25 protein-coding genes are annotated in these 22,734 nt (G+C 70.6%); 9 read left to right on the top strand and 16 right to left on the bottom strand.

Annotation, left to right across the window (positions count from 1 at the left end; all coding sequences use genetic code 11):
• Positions 1-15: 15 nt before the first annotated feature.
• From typA to ACK99Q_RS05695, 3 genes are all read left to right on the top strand, one after another.
• Positions 16-1,893, top strand: coding sequence for a translational GTPase TypA (typA, locus tag ACK99Q_RS05705; protein ID WP_410185240.1), 1,878 nt, complete (start codon positions 16-18; stop codon positions 1,891-1,893).
• Positions 1,894-2,017: 124 nt separating this feature from the next.
• The gene (locus ACK99Q_RS05700) at positions 2,018-2,353 is read left to right on the top strand and encodes a PadR family transcriptional regulator (RefSeq protein ID WP_410185239.1); all 336 of its coding nucleotides are present in this window, start codon (positions 2,018-2,020) and stop codon (positions 2,351-2,353) included.
• Positions 2,350-3,282, top strand: a complete 933-nt coding sequence (locus ACK99Q_RS05695; protein ID WP_410185238.1) for a hypothetical protein — start codon at positions 2,350-2,352, stop codon at positions 3,280-3,282. Before ACK99Q_RS05700 ends, ACK99Q_RS05695 begins: the two co-directional genes overlap by 4 nt.
• 18 nt (positions 3,283-3,300) lie before the next feature.
• Here ACK99Q_RS05695 and ACK99Q_RS05690 read toward each other — a convergent pair whose 3' ends face one another.
• The 3 genes from ACK99Q_RS05690 to ACK99Q_RS05680 form a co-directional block, all read right to left on the bottom strand.
• Positions 3,301-3,558, bottom strand: a complete 258-nt coding sequence (locus ACK99Q_RS05690) for a DUF2516 family protein (RefSeq protein ID WP_179427855.1) — start codon at positions 3,556-3,558, stop codon at positions 3,301-3,303.
• Positions 3,559-3,625: 67 nt separating this feature from the next.
• On the bottom strand, positions 3,626-4,477 hold the full coding sequence (locus ACK99Q_RS05685) for a hypothetical protein (RefSeq protein ID WP_410185237.1): 852 nt from the start codon (positions 4,475-4,477) through the stop codon (positions 3,626-3,628).
• A complete protein-coding gene (locus tag ACK99Q_RS05680) occupies positions 4,474-4,857 on the bottom strand; it encodes a helix-turn-helix domain-containing protein (protein WP_410185236.1) in 384 nt (127 codons plus the stop codon). The genes ACK99Q_RS05685 and ACK99Q_RS05680 overlap by 4 nt, the downstream gene beginning before the upstream one ends.
• A 158-nt stretch (positions 4,858-5,015) precedes the next feature.
• On the opposite strand from ACK99Q_RS05680, the gene ACK99Q_RS05675 reads away from it, so the two are divergent.
• The 3 genes from ACK99Q_RS05675 (at position 5,016) to ACK99Q_RS05665 (ending at position 9,376) form a co-directional block, all read left to right on the top strand.
• Positions 5,016-6,488 (top strand): hypothetical protein, encoded by a 1,473-nt coding sequence (locus ACK99Q_RS05675; RefSeq protein WP_410185235.1) that lies wholly within the window; start codon positions 5,016-5,018, stop codon positions 6,486-6,488.
• 9 nt (positions 6,489-6,497) lie between these two features.
• On the top strand, positions 6,498-8,006 hold the full coding sequence (locus tag ACK99Q_RS05670; protein WP_410185234.1) for an endonuclease/exonuclease/phosphatase family protein: 1,509 nt from the start codon (positions 6,498-6,500) through the stop codon (positions 8,004-8,006).
• Positions 8,007-8,074: 68 nt separating this feature from the next.
• Positions 8,075-9,376, top strand: coding sequence for an endonuclease/exonuclease/phosphatase family protein (locus tag ACK99Q_RS05665; RefSeq protein WP_410185233.1), 1,302 nt, complete (start codon positions 8,075-8,077; stop codon positions 9,374-9,376).
• A gap of 16 nt (positions 9,377-9,392) precedes the next feature.
• On the opposite strand, the gene ACK99Q_RS05660 is transcribed toward ACK99Q_RS05665, so the two are convergent.
• Genes ACK99Q_RS05660 through ACK99Q_RS05650 form a run of 3 tightly spaced genes read right to left on the bottom strand, consistent with a single transcriptional unit; the run spans position 9,393 to position 12,557 of the window.
• The gene (locus ACK99Q_RS05660) at positions 9,393-11,144 is read right to left on the bottom strand and encodes a DEAD/DEAH box helicase (protein WP_410185232.1); all 1,752 of its coding nucleotides are present in this window, start codon (positions 11,142-11,144) and stop codon (positions 9,393-9,395) included.
• Positions 11,144-12,070: a YgfZ/GcvT domain-containing protein gene (locus tag ACK99Q_RS05655; protein ID WP_410185231.1), complete on the bottom strand. Its 927-nt coding sequence runs from the start codon at positions 12,068-12,070 to the stop codon at positions 11,144-11,146. Before ACK99Q_RS05655 ends, ACK99Q_RS05660 begins: the two co-directional genes overlap by 1 nt.
• Positions 12,063-12,557, bottom strand: coding sequence for an FABP family protein (locus ACK99Q_RS05650; RefSeq protein WP_395486538.1), 495 nt, complete (start codon positions 12,555-12,557; stop codon positions 12,063-12,065). Before ACK99Q_RS05650 ends, ACK99Q_RS05655 begins: the two co-directional genes overlap by 8 nt.
• A gap of 48 nt (positions 12,558-12,605) precedes the next feature.
• Between ACK99Q_RS05650 and dtd the strand changes: the two genes are divergently transcribed.
• Positions 12,606-13,031 carry a D-aminoacyl-tRNA deacylase gene (gene dtd, locus ACK99Q_RS05645; RefSeq protein WP_410185230.1) on the top strand — a complete coding sequence of 142 codons (426 nt, stop codon included), beginning with the start codon at positions 12,606-12,608 and terminating at the stop codon, positions 13,029-13,031.
• 61 nt (positions 13,032-13,092) lie between these two features.
• Positions 13,093-14,199: an LCP family protein gene (locus ACK99Q_RS05640; protein WP_410185229.1), complete on the top strand. Its 1,107-nt coding sequence runs from the start codon at positions 13,093-13,095 to the stop codon at positions 14,197-14,199.
• 1 nt (position 14,200) lies between these two features.
• Here the strand turns inward: ACK99Q_RS05640 and ACK99Q_RS05635 are convergent, their stop codons facing one another.
• Complete coding sequence (locus tag ACK99Q_RS05635) at positions 14,201-14,614, bottom strand: CoA-binding protein (RefSeq protein WP_410185228.1); 414 nt, start codon at positions 14,612-14,614, stop codon at positions 14,201-14,203.
• Between the two features lie 75 nt (positions 14,615-14,689).
• Here ACK99Q_RS05635 and ACK99Q_RS05630 point away from each other — a divergent pair, with 75 nt between their 5' ends.
• Positions 14,690-15,157, top strand: a complete 468-nt coding sequence (locus ACK99Q_RS05630) for an adenylyltransferase/cytidyltransferase family protein (RefSeq protein ID WP_179427830.1) — start codon at positions 14,690-14,692, stop codon at positions 15,155-15,157.
• 22 nt (positions 15,158-15,179) lie between these two features.
• On the opposite strand, the gene ACK99Q_RS05625 is transcribed toward ACK99Q_RS05630, so the two are convergent.
• The 9 genes from ACK99Q_RS05625 to ACK99Q_RS05585 all read right to left on the bottom strand — a co-directional run bounded on the left by ACK99Q_RS05625 (position 15,180) and on the right by ACK99Q_RS05585 (position 22,623).
• Positions 15,180-16,418, bottom strand: coding sequence for a histidine kinase dimerization/phospho-acceptor domain-containing protein (locus ACK99Q_RS05625; protein ID WP_410185227.1), 1,239 nt, complete (start codon positions 16,416-16,418; stop codon positions 15,180-15,182).
• Positions 16,411-17,118: a response regulator transcription factor gene (locus ACK99Q_RS05620; protein ID WP_410185226.1), complete on the bottom strand. Its 708-nt coding sequence runs from the start codon at positions 17,116-17,118 to the stop codon at positions 16,411-16,413. The genes ACK99Q_RS05625 and ACK99Q_RS05620 overlap by 8 nt, the downstream gene beginning before the upstream one ends.
• A gap of 2 nt (positions 17,119-17,120) precedes the next feature.
• Complete coding sequence (locus ACK99Q_RS05615; protein WP_410185225.1) at positions 17,121-17,513, bottom strand: hypothetical protein; 393 nt, start codon at positions 17,511-17,513, stop codon at positions 17,121-17,123.
• Position 17,514: 1 nt separating this feature from the next.
• On the bottom strand, positions 17,515-19,371 hold the full coding sequence (locus tag ACK99Q_RS05610; RefSeq protein WP_410185224.1) for an Ig-like domain-containing protein: 1,857 nt from the start codon (positions 19,369-19,371) through the stop codon (positions 17,515-17,517).
• A gap of 88 nt (positions 19,372-19,459) precedes the next feature.
• Positions 19,460-20,110, bottom strand: coding sequence for a signal peptidase I (locus ACK99Q_RS05605; RefSeq protein ID WP_410185223.1), 651 nt, complete (start codon positions 20,108-20,110; stop codon positions 19,460-19,462).
• Positions 20,111-20,226: 116 nt separating this feature from the next.
• Entirely contained in the window at positions 20,227-20,754 is a 528-nt protein-coding gene (locus ACK99Q_RS05600) for a TasA family protein (RefSeq protein ID WP_179427820.1), read from the bottom strand.
• Positions 20,755-20,983: 229 nt separating this feature from the next.
• Complete coding sequence (locus ACK99Q_RS05595; RefSeq protein WP_179427818.1) at positions 20,984-21,280, bottom strand: DUF1416 domain-containing protein; 297 nt, start codon at positions 21,278-21,280, stop codon at positions 20,984-20,986.
• A gap of 1 nt (position 21,281) precedes the next feature.
• On the bottom strand, positions 21,282-22,130 hold the full coding sequence (locus tag ACK99Q_RS05590) for a sulfurtransferase (protein WP_410185222.1): 849 nt from the start codon (positions 22,128-22,130) through the stop codon (positions 21,282-21,284).
• Between the two features lie 52 nt (positions 22,131-22,182).
• A complete protein-coding gene (locus ACK99Q_RS05585) occupies positions 22,183-22,623 on the bottom strand; it encodes a DUF4395 domain-containing protein (RefSeq protein WP_410185221.1) in 441 nt (146 codons plus the stop codon).
• Between the last annotated feature and the right edge of the window lie 111 nt (positions 22,624-22,734).

The raw sequence follows: 22,734 nt of genomic DNA, 5'->3' as shown, positions 1-22,734 counted from the left end.
CGTAGGATTGGGCGAGTGCCTACACGCTCTGATCTGCGCAATGTCGCCATCGTCGCCCACGTCGACCACGGCAAGACCACTCTCGTCGACGCGATGCTCCAGCAGCAGGGCGCCTACGCCGAGCACCAGGAAGTGACCGAACGGGTCATGGACTCCGGTGATCTCGAGCGCGAGAAGGGCATCACGATCCTCGCGAAGAACACCGCCGTGAAGTACTCCGGACCCGGCACCGAGGACATCCCCGGCAAGACCGTCACCATCAACATCATCGACACGCCCGGCCACGCCGACTTCGGCGGCGAGGTCGAGCGCGGCCTGTCGATGGTCGACGCGGTCGTGCTGCTGGTCGACGCCTCCGAGGGCCCGCTCCCCCAGACCCGCTTCGTGCTGCGCAAGGCGCTGCTGGCGAAGATGCCGGTCATCCTCGTGGTCAACAAGGTCGACCGCCCCGACGCCCGCATCGCCGAGGTCGTCGACGAGACCTACGACCTCTTCATGGACCTGCTGCCCGAGGACGCGGCGGACGACGCGCTGGACTTCCCCGTCGTCTACGCCTCCGGCAAGGCGGGCGTCGCCTCGCTGGAGAAGCCCGAGGACGGCACGCTGCCCGATGGCGACAACCTGATCCCGCTGTTCCAGACGATCATGGAGCACGTCCCCGCCCCCGAGTTCACCGAGGGCGCGCCGCTCCAGGCCCACGTCACCAACCTCGACTCCTCCCCCTTCCTCGGTCGTCTCGCGCTCGTGCGCGTCGAGGAGGGCGAGCTCAAGAAGGGCCAGCAGGTCGCGTGGATGAAGCGCGACGGCTCGGTCGAGCGGGTCAAGATCACCGAGCTGCTCGTCACCGAGGCGCTCGACCGCAAGCCGGGCGAGTCCGCCGGCCCCGGCGACATCGTCGCCATCGCCGGCATCAGCGAGATCAACATCGGTGAGACGCTCGCCGACCCGGAGAACCCGATCGCGCTGCCGCTCATCCACGTCGACGAGCCCGCGATCTCGATGACCATCGGCACCAACACGTCGCCGCTCGCCGGCCGCGAGAAGGGCACCAAGGTCACCGCCCGCCTCGTCAAGGACCGCCTCGACGCCGAGCTGATCGGCAACGTGTCGATCCGCGTGCTGCCCACCGACCGCCCCGACGCCTGGGAGGTCCAGGGCCGCGGCGAGCTCGCGCTGGCGATCCTCGTCGAGCAGATGCGCCGCGAGGGCTACGAGCTCACCGTCGGCAAGCCGCAGGTCGTCACCCGCGAGATCGACGGCAAGCTGCACGAGCCCGTCGAGCGCCTGACGATCGACGCCCCCGAGGAGTACCTCGGCACGATCACCCAGCTGCTGGCCGTCCGTAAGGGCCGCATGGAGCAGATGGTCAACCACGGCACCGGCTGGGTCCGCATGGAGTTCCTGGTCCCGGCGCGTGGCCTGATCGGCTTCCGCACCGAGTTCCTCACCGACACCCGCGGCACCGGCATCGCCCACCACATCTCCGAGGGCTACGAGCCCTGGTTCGGCGAGATCTCGACGCGCCCCTCGGGCTCGCTCGTGGCCGACCGCGCCGGCGCCGTCACCTCCTTCGCGATGACCAACCTGCAGGAGCGCGGCACGCTGTTCGTCGAGCCCTCCACCGAGGTCTACGAGGGCATGATCGTCGGCGAGAACTCCCGTGACGACGACATGGACGTCAACATCACCAAGGAGAAGAAGCAGACCAACATCCGCTCGGCCACCTCGGACAACTTCGAGAAGGTCATCCCGCCGAAGAAGCTCTCGCTCGAGCAGTGCCTGGAGTTCTGCCGCGAGGACGAGTGCGTCGAGGTCACGCCGAGCAACGTGCGCATCCGCAAGGTGATCCTCGACGCGGGCGAGCGCGCCCGCACCGCCCGCAAGCGCAAGTAAGCGCTCCGCGCCTTCTCCGAACCCCTCTCCGGCCTCGCCGGGGAGGGGTTCGTCGGTTTCCGTCACTCGAGGTCCAACCTGTGCGTCTTGCGCATAGTGTGCGTCGCACACTATGGTGTGACGCATGGACGAGTTGACCCAGCAACACCTGCAGGAGCTGCGCCGCGGAACCGTGGTGCTGGCCTCGCTGCTGAGCCTGCGCGAGCCCGGGTACGGCTACGGCCTCCTCGAGTCGCTGGGCGCCGCCGGCATCGCCGTGGACGGCAACACCCTCTACCCGCTGCTGCGTCGCCTCGAGAAGCAGGGCCTGCTCACCAGCGAGTGGAACACCGAGGTGGCGCGGCCGCGGAAGTTCTACCGCACGAGCGCCGAGGGCGAGCGGCTCGCCGCCGCCCTGCTCGCCGACTGGCACGAGATCGACACCGCCCTGGGGCGGCTCACCACCGGAGGAACCGCATGACCACCACGCTCACCGACCGCTACGTCCACGCCGCCACGCGCTGGCTGCCCGGACGCACGAAGGACGAGGTCGCCGCCGAGCTGCGCGAGCGCATCGGCGACACCGTCGCCGCCCGCGGAGGACACCCGGACGCCGAGCGCGAGACGCTCGAGGAGCTCGGTGACCCGCTGCGCGTCGCCGTCGACTACACGGGCCGCGAGCCCGCGCTCATCGGGCCGCGCCTGTTCTTCCCGTGGCTGCGCCTGACGACGATCCTCGTCGCCATCGTCGCGCCGCTCGTCACGGCCGTCACCGTGATCGTCGGCGCCTTCGAGGGCGACTCGATCGGGTCGATCATCGGCGGCGGCATCTGGACGCTCCTCGAGATGGTCGTGCACCTGGTCTTCTGGACCACGCTCGTGTTCGCGGTCTTGGACTGGCTGGGCACCTCGGTCGACGGCGTCGAGACCTGGTCGGTCGACCAGCTGCCCGACCCGGACACCGGCACGAACACCGCCGACCTCGTGGCCGGGCTGATCTTCCTGCCGGCGTTCGCCGCGATGCTCATCTGGCAGCACGTCGGCTCGCCGTTCTTCGACGACGGCGAGCGGATCCCGATGGCGGACCCCGAGCTGTGGAGCTGGTACCTGCCGCTCGTCCTCGTGACGCTCACGCTGGAGCTCGGGCACCTGCTCTGGATCCACCGCACCGGCTACACGTGGGCGGCGGCGTGGGCGAACCTCGGCCTCGCGCTGCTGTTCGGGATCCCGACCATCGTCCTGCTGCTGGACGGGTCGATCGTCAACCCCGAGCTCGTCGCGCACCTCGACTGGGACCCCGAGATCGTGGAGAAGGTGCTCACCGGCACCGCGGTGATCGTGGGACTGGTCACCGTCTGGGAGGCGTTCGACGGGTTCCGCAAGGCCCGGCTGCACGCCGGCCGGCGCTGAGCGCGCGCGGGGCGAGGGTCAGTAGCCCGAGCCCCGCGTCTGCGCGAGGTACACGAGCGCGGCCACCGTGCCGGCCAGCGGCAGGATGCCGATGGGGTTGCGCCAGATGATGTCGACGAAGATCGCCAGCGGCAGGATGATCAGCCAGACGTTCTTCGGCAGCGTGCCGGCCATCTCGAAGTCATAGGGCTTGCGCCGGACGCAGTCGACCAGGGCGAAGACCTTCGTGCACAGCAGCAGCCACCAGATCGCCGGGGTCACGAGAGCCAACTCCATGGGGGGAAGACTACGGTGGGCACCACCCTGAGGTGGTGCCCACCGCTGTTTCCGTGGGATGCAGGCGTCAGGACGCGGTGGTCCCGGAGCCGTTCGACGCGGTCGACGACTTCTTCGCCGGCGCCTTCTTGGCGGCGGTCGTCTTCTTCGCGGCCGTCTTCGTGGCCGGGGCCGACTTCTTCGCAGCGGTCTTCTTCGCGGCCGTCTTCGTGGCGGTCGTCTTCTTCGCGGCGGTGCCCGAGCCGGTCGCCTTCTTGGCCGGGGCCTTCTTGGCGGTGGTCGACTTGGACGAGGCCGTCTCCTTCTTCGCGGCCGTCTTGGCGGCCGACGACGACTTCTTGGTCGCGGCGGACTTCGCCGGGCTCTTCTTGGCGGCAGCCGGCTTGGCGGACGACGCGGGAGCGGTGGCCTTGCGGATGCGGGCCGAGCTGGCGAACGAGGCGGCAGCGGCGCCGGCGGACTCCGTGGCGTCCTCGACGGCCTCGGCGGCCTTGCCGGTGAGGTCCTCGGCCTTGGCGGTGAGCTCGTCGATGATCTCCTCGGCCTTGCCCTTGAGGTCGTCGACCAGGTCGTCGGCCTTCTCGCGGAAGTCGTCGACGGCGGTCTTGAGGTCGTCGACCTTGACGTCCTCGACCTTGCCGCGGAGCTCGGACACGAACACCTCGGCGCGCGCGGCGAGGTCGTCGGCGGCCGTCTTCACGTCGTCGATGGTCAGGCCCTTGGCCAGGGTGCGCAGGTCGTCGCTCTTCTTCACGAGGTCGGAGTAGGCGGCGGTGGCGGAGCCGAGCGCGGTCTGCGCGAGGGTCTCGGCCTTCTTCTGCAGGGTGGCGACGTCGAAGCCCTTGACGGTGGACGGCAGGGCGGCGATGTCGTCCAGGATGGACTTGATCTGGGCGTTGATGGTGTCGGTGATGCTCATGAGTTCTCCTCGAGGTCTGCGGTTCCGACGAACGAACGGTAGATGTCCCGCAACGCCGACTTCTGGCGCGCGGTCAACCGCGGGTCGCGGTCGATGGCGTCCTCGACCGAGGTCTCCCCGGCGCGCTCGGCATCGAGGATGCCGGCACGGACGTAGAGCGACTCGGCCGAGATCCTCAGTGCCTTCGCGATCTGCTGCAGCACCTCGGCGGACGGTTTGCGCAGTCCACGCTCGATCTGGCTGAGGTACGGATTCGAGACGTCCGCGAGCTCGGCCAGCTGTCGCAATGACATCTGCGCCTGGGTCCGCTGGTCACGCAAGTACTCGCCGAGCGACCCGACGGCCGAGCCGACGGCATCTGGCATGTTCAGCTTCCCCATGTCTCCAGCGTGCTTGCAATAGTTAGCGAATGCAAGCAAGTGTGATGCACCGGACACGAACGGCGCGATACGAGAAACGGGAGTGACTCGGGTTAGCCTGTGGTGGCCGATGTGCCCTCGGGTGGCGCACCTCCCTCTCTCACACCCGTCAGATCTCCATGAACTTCACGCTGCTCCGGCGCGCCCTGCTCGCCCTCGCCGTCACCGGCACCCTGCTGCTGGCCCCCTCCACCGCCGCCGAGGCCGCCCCGAAGAAGCCCGCCAAGGTCACGGTGTTGCGCGCCAAGACGTACACCTCGACCCTGACGATCCGGTGGAAGCGTCCCGCCCGGGCGACGAAGGTCGCGATCTGCGTGAAGACGTCCCCGCGCGCCAAGTCGTGCATCCGCAAGGTCACGACCCGCAAGACCGGGGTCACCTTCCACAAGCTGCGCCCGAACTCCGGCACCGACTTCTACTACCGCCTCACGTCGTACCGCGGGAAGCGCCAGGGCCCGTCCACCCGCTGGAAGAAGGCCAACCTCAAGGTCGGCAAGGGCCCGACGCACCGCGTCACGGGCGGCCAGGGCCACTACCTGACCTTCCGCTGGAACCGTGCCACGAGCGCCTCCAGCTACCAGGTCCAGCTGTCCACCAACCGCTCGTTCCGCGGCAAGGTCATCACCGCCAGCCGTCGTGGCTTCGGCGCCAAGGTCACCGGACTCAACGGCGGCATGACGTACTTCGCCCGCGTCCGGGGCGTCAACGGCGCGGTCAAGGGCCCATGGGGCCCCGCGACGCGCACCAAGCTGGCTCCCGTCGCGACCCGCGCCACCGTCGCCACGTACAACCTGTGCGGCGAGGACAAGTGCCGCACGTCCGACAGCGGCGCCTGGTTCCTGCGGAACGTGCCGAAGTGGTCGGTGCGCAAGCCGCTCGCCGGCGCCGTGGTCCGCTCGGCCTCGCCCGACATCGTCCTCACACAGGAGTCGGCCACCAAGACCGCCTTCCACACGCAGCTGCCCGGCTTCCGCAAGGGCGCCTACAAGAGCGCCAAGACGATCTACTTCAAGTCCTCGCGGTTCACCTCGCTCGACGGCGGCGGCCTGACGCTGGACTCCAGGACGGGGCGCTACGCCACCTGGAACCTGCTGCGCGACCGCCGCACCGGCACCGCGTTCATCGTCACCAACTCGCACCTCGAGCCGCACAAGGGCGCCGCCCGCGACCAGCTGCGCCTCCAGCAGACCGCGCGGCTGATCTCGAAGGTCAACGCGATCAACCCCCACCGGCTGCCCGTGGTCTGGGGCGGCGACTTCAACTCCAACGAGTCGAACGCCAACCAGAGCAACTACCCGGGCGGCTTCGACGCGCCCCAGCAGCGCTTCGCCCGGCACGGGATCGTCAACTCGCTCGACCGCGCGGCGCAGATCTCGAACGCCGAGCTGAACAGCGCCAACGGCGGCGTCCCGGTGCCCAAGTCGAACGGTCACCACGTCGACGCGATCTTCGTCCCGGTCGCCGGGATCACCGTCGAGGCGTGGTCGATGCCCGCGAACTTCATCGAGACCGCCAACGGTCGCGAGTACGCGATGCCGTTCCCGTCCGACCACAATCCCGTCGTCGCGAGGCTGCTCGTCGGAACCCCGTAAGATGCCCTCGTGCCCGGTCTTTTCCGAACCTCGTGCCTTGTCGGCGCGGGCTTGGTGCTGACCGCCGCCGCCGGACTCCTGGCCGCCACCACCGATCCCGAGGGGAACGGTCCCGTGGTCGCGCTCGCCGGGCTCGAGACCCCGTACCTCAAGGTCACGTCGGTCGACGTCGACCCGAGCGCCGTCTCGCTGGTCTGGGCCGGCAACGGCACCCAGTACCGCGTCAGTCTCGGTGACGACCTCACCCGGCCCGACCGCACGATCCTCACCACCGAGCCGCAGGCCGTGCTGCCCGCGCCGAAGGCCGCCGACCCGAAGGGCCGGGTGAGCTACCGCGTCGAGGCGGTCGACGAGGGCGCCACCGAGCTCGCGGTCGAGGGCACCGTCACCCTGCTCCCCGACGTGCCGCGCAAGCCGAAGGTCAAGGCCACGGCGCCCGACGGCGCCGTCGTGAAGTGGCGCAAGGCCGACTACGCCACCACCTACGACGTCGCCGTGTCCAAGAAGCGCAACCAGCTCCCCGCCAAGGTGCGCCGGCTCGCGAAGGGCGGCACCGCGTTCGCCACCTCGTCGCTCAAGCCCGAGCAGACCTACTACGTGCGGGTCCGCGCCGTCGGCGACGCCGGCGTGAGCGAGTTCGGCCCGCCCACGAAGATCACCACGCCGCCCGAGGCGTCGCAGTTCACGGTCGGCTCGTGGAACATCTGCGCGGAGGCGTGCAAGGGCTTCGGCGGCCGCGTGGGCGACCAGGCGGCGCAGGTGCACGCCTCGAAGGTCGACATCATGACGCTGCAGGAGGCCGGCGGCCAGCGCGTCGGCCCCACCACCCGCGCCGCCTTCAGCGGCGGTCCGAGCGAGCTCGTGGCGGCCGAGGGCGGTGGCAACTCGCGCTACATCCTCTACTCGTCGCAGAAGTTCGAGCAGCTCGCCGGCGGCCGCTGGTCGATCGGACACGGACGCTGGGCCACGTGGGCCCGCCTCGTCGACAAGGAGACCGAGCGGCCCTTCGTCGTCGTCAGCGTGCACCTGCTCAGCGGGCACGACAACACGGGCAAGCGCGCCGACGAGATGCGCTCGCTCATGGGCAGCCTCGCCTCGGTCAACCCGGACGACGACCCCGTGCTGATGGCGGGCGACTTCAACTCCGGCACCCACCGCCGCGGCGACACCGTCGGCCCGATCGTGCGCGCGAACGGCCTGCGCGACTCCGTCGAGGTCGCCGAGGAGACCGAGAACGCCCAGGTCAACACCGGCAGCCGTCGCGGCGACAAGGCGATCATGTCGGCCGACCACGTCGACCACGTCTACGTCTCCGACGACTGGGAGGTTCCGTCCTGGCGCCAGTTCGCCAACCTGAACGGCACCACCTACGTCGGACCGTGGCTCTCCGACCACAACATGATCGCCGCCACGGTCGCCCTCCCCCGCGAGGAGGGGGAGCTCGTGAAGGAGCCCACGGCGATCGTCACGGTGCCCGCCGAGATCGACCCGGACATCTCGCCCAGCCTCGTGGACTGACGTCCCGTCCCGTCGTTCTGGCGAAAACGATGTGACTGATGTGACTCTCGCGAGTTACCCTCGTGCCCATGCGTCTTCGTCTGCTGGCCTGCGCGGTGGTCGCCGTCCTGACCGCCGCCGCCCTCGGCACCCCCGCCGAGGCGGCCTCCAAGAAGCCCGCCGCCGTCGGGCTGGTGTCGGTCACCGGCGCCGCCCCGTACGACTCGTCCGGCACGAAGTACGCCAAGATCTCCATCTCGTGGCCGAAGGCCACACGGGCCAAGAAGTACCAGGTGTTCGTCGCCGGCAGCCGCTCCGGTGTGGCCAAGGCCAAGAGGCCGCGCGTCGAGGTGAAGTCGCGCAAGGCCACGATCACGAAGCTCAAGCGCAACCGCACGTACTGGATCCAGGTCCGCGCCGTGAACGGCTCGAAGGCCGGCAAGCGCTCGGCGCGCATCGCCCGCGTCACCCCCGCCGCCACCGCGAAGCTGTGGTCGAAGCGCCACCCCGTCTACCGCCTCATGAGCTACAACGTCTGCTCCAACGCGTGCAGCACATGGGAGACGCGCCAGCCGCTCGTCGTGAACGAGGTGCTGCGGCTCAAGCCCGACGTCCTGGCCGTCCAGGAGGCCAGCCGCTGGAAGAACGCCGTGATCCCGGGCTACACCGAGACGCTCGGCGGCAAGGACAACCGCATCTTCTACCGCACGGCCGCCTTCGAGCAGGTCACGCAGCGCCTCTCGGCCACGCAGCAGTCGTCGGAGTGCCCGCTCGAGGTCGACCCCCGCACGGGCAAGGTCGTGCGTGACGACGAGGGCGATCCGGTCCGCGTCGAGCCGTGCGTCCTGCCGCTCGACGGCGTCGCCGAGCCCGAGGGCAAGGACGCGCCCTGGTCGGTGCTGCGCCACAAGGCCAGCGGCCAGGCGGTCGTGTTCGTCGGCATCCACCTCAAGGTCGACGAGGGCGGCTCCAACGCCACGGTCCGGGCTCGCCAGACCTCGCAGATCTTCACCGACCTCGGCAACCAGCTGGCGTGGTGGGGCAAGCGCCTGCACAACCTGCCGGTCGTGCTCCTGGGCGACTTCAACACCAACCGCAGCCGCGCCGGCAACAGCCGGCTCGAGACGGTGATGCAGGCCAACGGCTTCTACGACGCCTACGAGCAGGCGCTCAAGGTGTCGCGCCAGCACTTCAACACCGCCAACCCGCGCTGGTCCACGAAGCCCGTCGTCGGTGTGACGTGGGGCGACCACGTGGACAAGGTCTGGGTGCGTCCGGGCCGCTCGCGCGTCCACCAGTGGGCCAACGTGGGCAAGATGTCCGGCGGTCGCTTCGTCGCGCCGCTGCCCTCGGACCACCACCCGCTGATGGTGCGCGCGCAGGTCTCCTGACCCGCGCCCCGTGGCATCAGCCCTTCTTGTGGCGGGGCTTGCGGTCCTTGCCGTCGGACGACTTCGACTTGTCGTAGGACTTGGGCTTGTCGTAGGACTTGCCCGAGCCCTTCGCGTACGACTTCGACGGCGGTCGCTTGCGCTCGCCGCCCGGACGGCCCGTGTCGGGCTGGATGTCGATCTTGCGACCGGAGATCCGGGTGCCGGAGAGCGCGTCGAAGACCGCCTCGGGCAGGTCGGCCGGCAGCTCGACGATCGTGTGCTCCATGCCGATCGTGATCTTGCCGAAGTCCGAGCGCTTGAGGCCGCCCTCGTTCGCCAGCGCGCCGACGACCATCGACGGCCGGATCTTGTGCCGCTTGCCCACCGCGATGCGGTAGGGCGCCATGCCGTCGGAGCTCGGCCGCGGCGTGCGCTCGGAACGCTCGCGCGGGGCCCGCTTCTCCTGCGGCGGATCGGGACGCAGGAAGAACTCCTTGTCGTCCTGGCTCATGACCGCGAGCGCCGCGGCGATCTCGGTCATGTCGACGTCGTGCTCCTGCGCGTACTGCTCGACCAGCCCGCGGTAGACGCCGAACTGGGGGTCGCCCATCGCGTTGGTGATCGAGCCGGCGAAGCGGTCGGCGCGGCGGGCGTTGACCTCGTCGGGGGTCGGCACCGGCATCTGCTCCACCGGTCGGCCCGAGACCCGCTCGAGGGACTCGAGCATGCGGCGCTCGCGCGGCGTGACGAAGACGATCGCGTCGCCCGAGCGGCCGGCGCGGCCCGTGCGACCGATGCGGTGCACGTAGGCCTCGGGGTCGTGCGGGATGTCGTAGTTGACCACGTGCGTGATGCGCTCGACGTCGAGACCGCGCGCAGCGACGTCGGTGGCCACGACGATGTCGATCGCGCCGCTCTTGAGGGCGCCGACGGTGCGCTCGCGCTGGGCCTGGACGAGGTCGCCGTTGAGGGCGGCCGCCGTGTAGCCGCGGCTGCGCAGCTTCTCGGCGAGCTCCTCGGTGGCCTGCTTCGTGCGGACGAAGATGATCATGCCGTCGCCCTGCTCGACCTCGAGCACGCGCGTGAGGGCGTCGAGCTTGTTGTGGTGCGCGACGGGCATCCAGCGCTGGCGCACGTTCGTGGTGCTGCGCGTGGCCTGCGGCGTGGAGATGTCCTGCGGGTCGTGCAGGTAGCGCTTGGCCAGGCGCCGGATCGCCGGCGGCATGGTGGCCGAGAAGAGCGCGACCTGCTTGTACTCGGGAGTGTCGGCCAGGATGCGCTCGACGTCCTCGGCGAAGCCCATGTTGAGCATCTCGTCGGCCTCGTCGAGGACCAGCATCTCGAGGTGCGACAGGTCGAGCGAGCCGCGGTCGAGGTGGTCGATGACGCGACCGGGCGTGCCCACGACGACCTGCGCACCGCGCTTGAGCCCCTGGAGCTGGGCGCCGTAGCTCTGGCCGCCGTAGACCGGCAGGACCTTCAGGTCCGAGCCGTGCGAGTAGCTGGTGATCGCCTCGCTGACCTGGAGCGCGAGCTCGCGGGTGGGCGCGAGCACGAGGGCCTGGGTCTTCGGCGAGCCCGGGTCGAGGCGCTGGATCATCGGGAGCGCGAACGCGGCCGTCTTGCCGGTGCCCGTCTGGGCCAGGCCGACGACGTCGCCGCCCTTGATCAGCGCGGGGATCGCCTGCGCCTGGATCGGGCTGGGCGTCTCGTAGCCGAGGCTGCGCACCACGGCGACGAGCGCGTCGTCGAGGCCGAGGTCGTCGAAGGAGGCTTCGTCAGTCATCACAGGTTCAATCCGGCCCGCACGTGCAGGCCTGCGTCGGGGTCGACGATGGGCTCCTGCGCGGCGGCGACGCCGTCGGCGAGGAGGGTGACGTCGACCTGGGTGTTCCGCTTGATCAGTGCGAGCGCGATGGGCCCGAGCTCGTGGTGGCGCGCCGCGCTGCCGACCTGACCGACGACCTTGCCGTCGTGGACGACGTCGGTGCCGTGCGCCGGGAGGTGGTCGACGGAGCCGTCGAGGTGCAGCAGGGTGAGCCGGCGGGGCGGCCGGCCGAGGTTGTAGACGCGGGCGACCGTCTCCTGGCCGCGGTAGCAGCCCTTGTCGAGGTGCACGGCCGAGCCGAGCAGGCCGACCTCGTTGGGGATCGTGCGGTCGTCGGTGTCCGACCCGAACCGGGGGCGCCCGGCCGCGATCCGCAGCGCCTCCCAGGCCAGCACGCCCACGGGCGTGCCGGGGACGGCCGCGAGGTCGGGGACGAGCTCGGTGACCAGCCCGTCGGCCCAGCGGCCGATCACGAAGCGGTCGTCGACTCCGGCGACCTCGACGCGCGACATGAAGCGCATCCGGTCCAGGAACTGCACGAGCGCCTCGCCCGCGCCGGGCTCGGTGTGCGCCCAGAACGTCTCGCCGTCGTCGACGCCGGTGAAGTCGTGCTCGATGCGACCCTGCGGCGACAGCAGCAGGACGTCGGTCCAGCGGCCCGCCTCCAGCCCCTCGAGGAACTGGGTGGTGAGCGAGTGCAGCCAGGTCAGCCGGTCGGGGCCGGTGATCCGCAGGACGTCGCGGTGGGAGAGGTCGACGAAGCCGTCGCCCGACAGCAGCGCGCGCTGCTCGGCGGCGAAGGTGGAGCCGTAGTGCGCGGCGACGCCCGCGTCGAGGCCCTCGGCCTCGACCGCGCCCGGGCGGTCCAGCAGCGGGCTAGACACGCTCGAGCTTCCCCCAGAGGTGGGACTGCATCGGCTGCCCCTCGGCGGCCATGTCGTACGCGTACATCAGCGCTCCCTCGACGAGTCCGTACATCCGCTGGCCCGCGGTGTACTCCTTGGCGGTGACGGTGCGGGCCACGACGTCGGTGGCCAGCGTGATGCGGGCGCCCTCGACCTCGCCGTACCAGATCTCGGCGTAGCCGGTGGGGTGCGCGAGGACGAGCTCGAGCTTGCCCTCGCCGGACGGGCGCAGGAAGCCGGTCTCGAGCGCACCCGGGCGGACGCGCTCACCGGCGTCGTCGGTGATCCAGGTGCGGCTGAAGTAGTGCAGGAACGGCCGTCCGTCGTGCGCGAACGCCACGTCCTGCTCGAAGCCGAACGCCTCGATCGTGGGGTACTCGCCGCGGCCGTTGCCGTGCCAGGTCCCCAGCAGCCACGCGACCGGCATGAGGTCGGGGTGCAGGTCACTCGGGATCTCGAAGGCCATGGGTTCCATGCTATCGGCCGCCGCAGAAGTCGCCGCTACGCTCCTGCCATGCGTGCGGTGGTGCAGCGGGTGAGCCGGGCCGAGGTCCGGGTCGACGAGCGAGTCGTCGGGAAGCTCGAGGGTCCGGGGCTCGTGGTGCTGCTGGGGGTCACGCACGACGACGCGCCCGACGACGCCGAGCGCCTGGCGGCGAAGATCGTGCGGCTGCGGATCATGGCCAGGGAGCAGTCCATCGACGAGACCGGCGGCGGGGTCCTGGCGATCAGCCAGTTCACGCTCTACGCCGACACCCGCAGGGGCCGGCGCCCCTCGTGGGGCGCGGCCGCACCGGGCCCAGTGGCCGAGCCGCTCTACGACGCGTTCTGCGCCGCGGTCGAGCAGGCCGGGGTGACCGTGGCGCGCGGGGTCTTCGGTGCCGACATGGCCGTCGAGCTGGTGAACGACGGGCCCGTGACGATCGTGCTGGATTCCTGAGGGCCGCTCTCAGCAACCCCCGTCATACTGGGAAGGTTGATACGACGACGAGGAGGATGCGGTGACCGACGCCCCCGGTGCGACCCGGCGACCCGGATCGCGAGCGTCGAACCGTCGTTCCTTCCGCCAGCGCCACCCGATGGTCGTCTGGTCGGTCGTGCTGATCGTGCTGCTGCCGCTCGTGGGCGGCGCCGCGTATGCCTTCAACCTCAAGCGCAAGCTCGATGACGTCGAGACCGTGAAGCTCAACCCCAAGACCGAGCCCGACCCCGACGAGGGTCGTGCGCTCAACATCCTGCTGCTCGGCTCGGACAAGGGCGAGCCGCAGGAGGGGCAGTCGAAGAACACCACGATCTCCGAGGACGCCGCGTCGGGCGACTGGCCCAACGGCAAGTACCGCAGCGACACGCTCATGGTCGTGCACATCCCGGCCGACCGGAAGAAGGTCTACCTCGTCTCGCTGCCGCGCGACTCGTTCGTGCCGATCTACGACGAGAAGGGCAAGACCACCCACTCGGAGAAGATCAACGCCGCGTTCAGCGCCGGCGGCCCGCTCGCGGCGATCAACACGGTGGAGAACCTCACCGGCCTGAAGATGGACCACCTGGCGATCATCGACTGGGAGGGCTTCAAGGACCTCTCGTCCGCGGTCGGCGGCGTCGAGGTCACGATCCCGCAGGCCTTCTACGACCCCAAGCAGAAGGTGCAGTGGGAGGCCGGCACCCAGACGCTCGAGGGCAAGAAGGCCCTCGCCTACGTCCGCACGCGCTACGGCCTCGCCGGCGGCGACTTCGACCGGATCAAGCGCCAGCAGAACTTCATGCGCTCGCTCATGGGCAAGATGCTCAGCTCGGGCGTCACCACCAACCCGAACAAGCTCACCCGCACGGTCACGGCGCTCACCGAGAACCTCACGGTGGACGAGGGCTGGTCGGGCACCGCGATGGCCAAGCTGGCGGTGTCGCTGCGCGGCGTCCGCACCGACGACGTCACCTTCATGACGGCTCCGGTCCAGGGCACCGACACCGATCCCACGTACGGCAGCATCGTCGTGCTGCAGCAGGACAGGATGAGCGAGCTGTTCACCGCGCTGAGCCGCGACCGGATGGCCGAGTACCTCGAGAAGTACCCCGACGACGTCCTGCCTGATCCCGAGGACGTCAGCTGAGCTAGCGGGCCCGGCGGTTCCACTCGATCGCCGGACAGGTGTCCATCACCATCGGCACGCCGGCCGCGATCGTGCGCTCGAAGGCCGCCTCGTCGATGACGCCCAGCTGGAACCACACCGCCTTGGCGCCGACCTCGACGGCCTGGTCGGCGAACGGCCCGGCGTCCTCGGACCGGCGGAACACGTCGACCACGTCGATCGGGAACGGCACGTCGGCGAGCGTGGCGTAGCCCTGCTCCCCCAGCACCGTGGGCGCGTCGGGGTGGATCGGCACGATGCGCTTGCCGCGCCGCTGGAGCAGCTGCGCGATCGAGTACGCGGTGCGCGAGGTGTTGTTCGACAAGCCCACCACGGCCCACGTCTCGAGGTCGTCGAGCATGAGCGAGACGGCGTCCGGATCCTGCCACGAGGTCATGCTCCGACCGTAGCCGCCGACGCCCACGCCCGCCGGTCGGCGACCGCGCGGGTGCTCGGTCCGTATCCTGATCGCGTGACGACCGTCCTGACGTACGGAACCTTCGACCTCTTCCACATCGGCCACCTGCGCCTGCTGGAGCGCCTCTCCTCGATGGGCGACCGGCTCGTCGTGGGGGTCTCCACCGACGACTTCAACGCCGGCAAGGGCAAGAGCACCGTGGTGCCCTACGCCGACCGGGCCGCGATCGTCGGCGCGATCAAGGGCGTCGACCAGGTCCTGCCCGAGGAGTCGTGGGAGCAGAAGCGCAGCGACATCGTCGAGCACGGCGTCGACCTGTTCGTGATGGGCGACGACTGGACGGGCAAGTTCGACGACCTCTCCGACCTGTGCCGCGTGGAGTACCTGCCCCGCACCAAGGGCATCTCGACGACCGGCCTCAAGGAGATGCTGCGGGTGCTCGACCCCGGGCACATCGAGGAGATGCAGGACGCGCTCGGCGTCCTCTCCCGCCTGCTCGACCACTACCGCGACCTGACCTGAGGGGCGTGACCTGACCTGAGGCTCAGGCGCCGCGGCCGGGGAGCATGAGCTCGAACGTCGTGAGCTCGTCCTCGGTGAGCTTGAGGTAGCCGCCCATCGTGGTGGCGAGGTCGGCCGCGATCGTCAGGCCGAGGCCGCCGGTGTCGCCGTCCTTGCGGCTCGTCCCGCGGCTGAAGATCTCGTTGCCGAACGTGCGGCGACCGCTGTCGCCGACGACGATCTCGACGTACGTCCCCGCGTCCCGGGCCGACACCGTGATGGGTCCGACGCCGTGGCTCGCGGCGTTCTCGATGAGCACGTCGAGAATCTGCACGACCGGGCCGGGAACGACGCGCGCCGGCACCGGACCCCGGTCGTCGTGGTTGACGTCGTGGCCGAGGGCCTCCACCTGCGGCTGCCAGCGCTCGACCACGTCGGCCACCAGCTCGTTCAGGTCGACGTCCACCGCGTCGCCGAGACGGTGACCACGCGCCAGGCCGAGCAGCTCGTCGATCGCGCTGCTGAGGCGGTCCAGCTCGGGCAGGTAGCGGTTCAGCTCGTCGGCGACCTCGGGCGGCGTCTGCGGCCACAGCGCGAGGTCCTCGAGCTCCAGGCGCAGCGCCGTGATCGGAGTGCGCAGCTGGTGCGACGCGTTCGCGGCGAACTCGCGCTCGCGCCGGACGAGCTCGCCGAGCCGCTCCGAGCTGCTGCGCAGGGCGTCGCCGATCGCCTCGGCCTCCGGGATCGAGTAGTGCGGCGGGTCCACGTCGAAGCGCCCGGTGCCGAGCCGGTCGGCGGCCTCGGCCAGCTCGCCGAACGGCCGTGAGAGCCGGCGCGCCAGCACGTAGCCGAACCCGGCGGCGACGACGGTCAGGCTCAGGCCGATGACGATGAGCGGGACGAGCGCCTCGGAGATCCGGCGGTCGATGAGGTCGCGCGACCGCGAGAGCGTCAGGGTGCCGCCGTCGGCGAGGGCTCGCTCCTCGACGATGTCGTCGGCCGGGTCGGGGGTCGGGCCCGCCACGACCGTGGGCCCGTCGTCTGGCTCGTAGGTCAGCGTCTCGGCCTCGCTGAGGAAGCCGCCGAGGAACGCCTCGTCGACGGGAGACTCGTTCTTGCGGCGCTCGTCGACCACCACGGCCAGCTGGTCGGCGGCCCGCTCGATCTTGCGCTCCTCGTAGGTGGTCACGAGGTCGGCGAGCATGTAGGCGCGCGGTATGCCGTAGAGCGCGAGCATCGCCGCGGTCATGCCCACCAGGGCCACGATCAGCCGCTCACGCACCGGGCTGGTCCTCCAGCCGGAAGCCGACGCCGCGCACGTTGGCGATCTGGACCGGCGCGCCGGCCTCCTCGAGCTTCTGCCGCAGGCGGCCGACGGTGGCGTCGACCATCTTCGTCGAGCCGAACCAGTTCTCGTCCCACACCTCGTTCGTGAGGCGCTCGCGGGTGACGACCGCGCCGCGCACCTCGTCGAGCAGGACGAGGACGTCGAACTCCTTGGACGTCATCGAGACCTCGGTGTCGTCCACCCAGGTGCGTCGCGCGGCGGTGTCGACCCGCAGTCCCGCGCTGGCAGGCGGCGCGGCGGGCGCCGCGGCCTCGGCCGCGACCGGAGCGGCGCTGCGGCGCAGCAGCGCCCGCGCGCGGGCGAGCAGCTCGGCCAGCGCGAACGGCTTCGCGAGGTAGTCGTCGGCGCCGACGTCGAGGCCCACGACGCGGTCGAGCTCGCCGTCGCGGGCGGTCAGGATGATGATGCCGCCGTGGTACCCGCCCTCGCGGGCGCGACGGCAGACCTCGAGTCCGTCGATGTCCGGCAGGCCGAGATCGAGCAGCACGAGCTCGACGTCGCCGGTGGCGATGCGCTCGACGGCCGCGAGGCCCTCCGCGACCCGCTCGACGTCGTAGCCCTCACGCTCCAGCGTGCGGACGAGGGGCGGGGCGATCTTGTCGTCGTCCTCGACGACCAGCACACGGGTGGCCACGCTCACCGAGCATACGGCCGTCGCGCCCGACGAGCATGCTCCCGTCTCACCCGACCGTCCTGCACCAGCAGCACCACGACGGCCGCGCTCAGCGCCAGCAGCGCGAACCGGGCCGGGGTCAGGCCCGATGCCCCGCCTCCCGGCAGCCCCGCCGTGATGGCCAGCAGGGTGCCGCCGGACGTGGCCGCCACGAGGGCGCCGGCCGCGAGGTGGGACTCGAAGCAGTTGTGCAGCCACATCTTCGTGGCCGCCGCGACGCCCAGGACGCCCATCACGATCTCGCCCAGCAGGTAGGCCGCCGAGGGCGCGTCGATCACGCGGACGAGGTAGACCAGCGCGATGGCCAGGCACGCGGCCGCGGCCCAGCGGGAGGCGGTGGTGCGGAGTCGTCGCATCTCAGAAGTCCTTGTCGGCGGTGCCGGTCTCGGTGACGTTGGTGGTGGAGCAGCGGTTGCCCGACAGGTCGGTGGCCGCGTTGCTCGGCGTCCAGACCATGGCCGCCGCGGTGCTGCTGGTCTTGAGGTCACTGGCCTTGCCGCTGGCGAAGGTGCCCAGCTTGAGGGTGACGACCGTGCGCTCGAGTCCGTTCACGGTGACCGTGCCGGCCGTCATCGTCGCGTTGATGCTGACGGTGCGCAGGAGCCGGACGTAGTCGCCCTTGAGGTTCACGGAGCCCAGGCCGAGCACGGTGCTGCCGTTCATGACGTCGAGCGTGTCGCCCTTGCTGCCGCGCAGCAGGGCCGGCACGTTGCCGTCGCGCAGCCGGACCTGGACGTTCGTGCTCGTCCCGTTCCAGCCGGCCATGATCGACGCCGGGTTGACCTGGGCGGTGTAGGTGAACGTGACGGTGTCGTTGGCGCTCGGCTGGCCCGCGATGCTGCCCGAGCCGTTGGTGGTCTGGACGTCGGCGCCGGCGAGCGGGCTGTTGTCGACCGGGACCGTCTCCAGGGCCGAGACCGTGGTGCGGCCCGAGCCGTCCAGGAGGACCGCGCGCAGGTCGTAGACCGCGCTGGCGACCTTCGTGGTGTCCCACGTGCAGGAGTAGGGCGAGGTCGTGTCGGTGCAGACGTCGGTCCAGGTCGAGCCGCCGGTGGGGGCGTACTGGATCCGCACCGAGGTCACGCCGGCCGTGGAGCTGGCGACCGCCGTCAGCGTGGCGGTGCGGCTCAGCAGGACGCCCGGGTCGTTGAGGGAGACCGAGGAGACGGTGTTGTCGACGACGCGGTTCGCGACGGCGGCGGACGTGGTGGCGTTGCCGGCCTCGTCCGTGGCGATCGCGCGGAAGGAGTACGTGCCGTTCGCGAGGTCGTTCGTGGCGGCGCGGCAGGACCACGGCTCGGCCTCGATCGTGCAGAGCGACTTCCACGTGGACGTGCCGGACGCGGCGTACTGGATCTCCACGGTGGCCAGGCCGGAGTGGGCGTCGGCGGCCGTCGCGGCGAACGTGCGGGTGCCGCTGAGCGGGGAGCCGGGGTCGGTCATCGTCACGGTGGGGGCGACGTTGTCGACCGTGACGTCCGTGACGACCTCGGAGGTCGTGGTGGTGGTGCCGGCGGTGAGGACCGCACGGAACTCGTAGTCGCCCGACGTGACCGCGGCCGAGTTCCACGAGCACGTGTAGGGGGCGACCAGGTTCGAGCACGCGGTGGACCACGTCGACGCGCCGGCCAGGCGGTACTGGATGCGGACGGTGTGGCTCAGCGTGCCGGTGTTGAACGCAGCGGCCGAGAGCTGGACCGTGCCGCGCACCGTGTCGCCCGGGTCGTTCATGACGACGAGGAGCTTGTTCGCCACGGCCGTGCGGACCGCGTCGGAGGTGGTCTCGTACCCGGCGTGGTCGGTGGCGCGAGCACGCAGGTCGTAGCGGCCGTCCGCGAGCGCGGTGGTGTTCCACGCGCAGGAGTACGGGGCCGTCGTGTCGGTGCACATCGCCGTCCACGTACCCGATCCGGCCACGCTGTATTCGAGGGTGACGTCCTTGACGCCCAGACCGGAGTCCGAGGCCTCGGCGGCGACGGTGACCGTGCCCTGCACCGCGGTGCCGGGCGACGTGACCGTGACCGTCGGCGGCGTCCAGTCGGCCGAGGCCGTGACGGTGGCGGTGCTGTCGGTGGTGGAGGTGAACGCGGCCGAGGAGAAGCCGGGAGCGACGAGCGCAGCGACGGACAGGAGGGCCAGAACTGCCAGCAGACCGAGGGAACGGCGCGCGGGGGACGTGCGCATCGACTCTCCTGACTGGGTGTTCTGGTCCATGTCCTCAACGCTACGGAGCGTCGCTCCACGGCTGATCCACACGAGTTCCCCAGAAGCTCCACACTTCTGGGGCGCCTGACCGGGACGGTCAGACGGCGACGCGGCGGCCGGGGACGACCGGCAGCGTCGGTGCCAGCACCGAGACGGGAGTGGGGAGGGTCCCGGTCGGTGCGGCAGAGGGGGCGTCCGCGGCCTCGGGGGCCTTCTCGCGGCGCGGACGCAGGGCGCGGCCCAGCTCGACCAGGGCGAGGAGCGCGATGACGGCGGCCGGCAGGCCGATCACCATCATGCGGGTCTCGCGGTCGGCCAGGGCCATGAAGACGTAGCCGACGTGCGGCACGGTGTGCTCGACGACGGGCTGGGTGCCCTCGACCAGGCTGAACTGCCACGGGTCGGGGTCGGGGTTGGCGTCGCCCTGCGTCGTGAAGAGGCGGGCGCCGTTCTCGGCCGGCTCGATCTCGGTGATGCGGTGCGTCACGAGGGTGCCGACGCCGCTGTCGGCCGGCGGGAGGTAGGTGATGACGTCGCCGACGGCGAGGTCGGCCACCGGCACGGGGCGCTCGAAGGCGATCGAGCCCTTCTCGAACGTGCCGGACATCGAGCCGCCGGTGATCACGTAGCGCTCGAAGCCGAAGAGGCTGGGCGCGATGTACGCGATGCTGGCGAGGGTGACCGCGACCAGGACCAGCGTGGAGACTCCACGCCCGAGCAGCCGGGCGGCGCGGGTGAGGTGCTTCATCGGAACTCCTGGGGGCGGTCGGTGAGGGGATCGTGGGGGTGCTGCGTGCTCCGGGCCGGGGTGGCAGGGCGCCCGGGAGGCGCCCTGCCGTCAACCCAGTTCCCCGGAGCGGGGCGTCACTGGTTGGTGGTGGTCCCGTCCAGCTGGACGGCGTCCCACGTGTACGTGGCGGTCGCGGACTTGCCCTGCTGCGTGTTGGGCGCGGCCTGGTCGAGCGTGACCGTGAAGGTGTAGTCGTTCGCCTCGCCCGGGGCCCACGTGCCGAGGGCGTTCTTGGTGCCGTCGGCCAAGCCGCCGAAGGTGCCGGTGTAGACCGTGGTGTTCTTCGTCGTGTTCTTGATGACGAGCTTGAGGTTCTCGCCGTCGAAGCCGTTGGTCGAGGAGACCTCGGTGAGGGAGAAGGCGGCGGCGAGCGAGCCGGTGTTCGTGAGCTTGAGCGAGCCGTTGAGCGTGTCGCCCGGCTTCAGGTTGTCCAGCGAGAAGACGGCCTTGCCGGCCTTGGAGTTGCTCTGCGTCAGGGTGCCCGAGGTGGCGGCGCTGATCGTGTTGCCCGAGGTCGAGCTGAAGGTGGCGCCCGAGCCCACGGCGATGGCGCCGGCGGCGAGCAGGGTGGCGAGCGGGACGAGGATCTTCTTGGTGCGCATGTTCTTCTCCTGGCTGTTCGAGCCGCTCTCTGCGGCCCGTCTGGGTTGACAAGAAGAACGCTACGGAGGCCAGATCCACGGAATCTCCACACGAGATCCCCACTCGATCCTCGGTTCGGCACCGGTTCCTCCCCGTGCCGGAACCGCTCGGAACGGACCCGCTCAGCGACCCCCGGACGCACGACGAGGGCCCCGGGAGATCACTCCCGGGGCCCTCGTGCGGTCTGGCTCAGATGGCGACGGCCACCTCGGCGACCGAGCCCTTGGCGGCGACGACCTGCGAGTCGACGACCTCGGCGCGCGGCGCGAGCGTGCGCAGCGTCCAGTTGCCCGGCGCGGCGAAGAACCGGAACTGGCCCGTGGCCGAGGTGGGCACCTCGGCCGTGAACTCACCGTTGCGGTCGAGCAGGCGCACGTAGGCGTTGCCCACGGGCTGCTCGCCCCGCAGCACGACACCCTGGATCACGGCCTGGTTCGCGACGTCGACGCCCTCGAGGCTGGGTCCGCCCTTGATCGCTCCGCACATCTCAGGCCTCCCCGGGCTCGTCGCCGACGGCGACCGGCACGCCACGCAGCGAGCCGTACTCGCTCCAGGAGCCGTCGTAGTTCTTGACGTTCGGGTAGCCCAGGATCTCGCTGAGCACGAACCACGTGTGCGAGCTGCGCTCGCCGATGCGGCAGTAGGCGATGGTGTCCTTGCCCTGGTCGAGGCCGGCGTCGGAGTAGAGCGACTGCAGCTCCTCGTCCTTGCGGAAGGTGCCGTCGTCGTTCGCGGCCTTGCTCCACGGCACGTTGCCGGCGGTGGGGATGTGGCCACCGATCTGCGCGGCCTCCTGCGGCAGGTGCGCGGGGGCGAGCAGGCGGCCGGCGAACTCGTCGGGGCTGCGCACGTCGATGAGGTTCTTCGTGCCGATGGCCTCGACGACCTCGTCGCGGTAGGCGCGGATGTCCTCGTTCGGCTCCTGCGCCGTGTAGGTGGTGGCGGCGCGCGAGGGGGTCTCGTCGGTCAGCTCGCGGCTGTCGAGCTCCCACTTCTTGCGGCCGCCGTCGAGCAGGCGCAGGTTCTGGTGGCCGTAGTACTTGAGGTACCAGTAGGCGTAGGCGGCGAACCAGTTGTTGTTGCCGCCGTAGAAGACGACGGTGTCGTCGTTGGACACGCCCTTCTCGCTCAGCAGCTGCTCCAGGCGCTCCTTGCTGACGAAGTCGTGACGGACGCCGTCCTGCAGGTCCTTCTTCCAGTCCAGCTTGATCGCGCCGGGGATGTGGCCCTTGTCGTAGGCCTCGACGTCCTCGTCGACCTCGATCAGGACGATGCTGTCGTCGTTCAGGTGGTCCTCGACCCAGTCGGCGGTGACGAGTGCGGTCTCGCGGCTCATGGTGCTTCCTTTTCCTCTGCGAAGTGGTGGAGTCGTGCGGTGGTCTGGGGCCTCAGGCCGTCTGGCCGGTGAGGCGTCGGGTGGTCAGGTAGAGCTCGCAGCCCAGGCAGAAGCCCGTGGTGGCGTTGAGCAGGGCGGCGACGAAGGCCAGGCCGACGGCGACGAGGCCGACCGTGGTGAGTCCGGCCACGAGGGCCAGCAGGCCGATCGCGGTGAACACCAGGCCGACCGTCTGGGCGAAGCGCGGCGGGCGCGCGTCCTCGGTGCGCTGCGGCGCGCCGATGCGGGGTCGCACGACGGTGCGGAACAGCCACGCCCAGGGCGAGGCCGACAGCGAGACGAACGCTCCCAGCGCGAAGATCGCCACCTGGACGCCGAGCAGCACCTCGCGCACGGGCGAGGGCGCCACGAGCACCAGCGCCAGGACCAGGCTGGTCACGGCGGCGGTGAAGCGCAGCGCGCGAGGATCGACGACGGGGGTGTCGTGGGACATGACGGGGTGCTCCGAACAGGAGTGAGGGCTGACAGTGCGGGTGAGGGAGTCAGCGCAGACGACACAGCGCCGAGCGCGTGCGGCAGTTGTCCACCGCGCGGCGTCGGGTCA

The organism is Aeromicrobium sp. MLTX1, assembly GCF_046452335.1.
Lineage (GTDB): Bacteria > Actinomycetota > Actinomycetes > Propionibacteriales > Nocardioidaceae > Aeromicrobium.
Note: the sequence above shows the minus strand (reverse complement) of the source record. Positions and strands in the feature narration are given on the sequence as shown.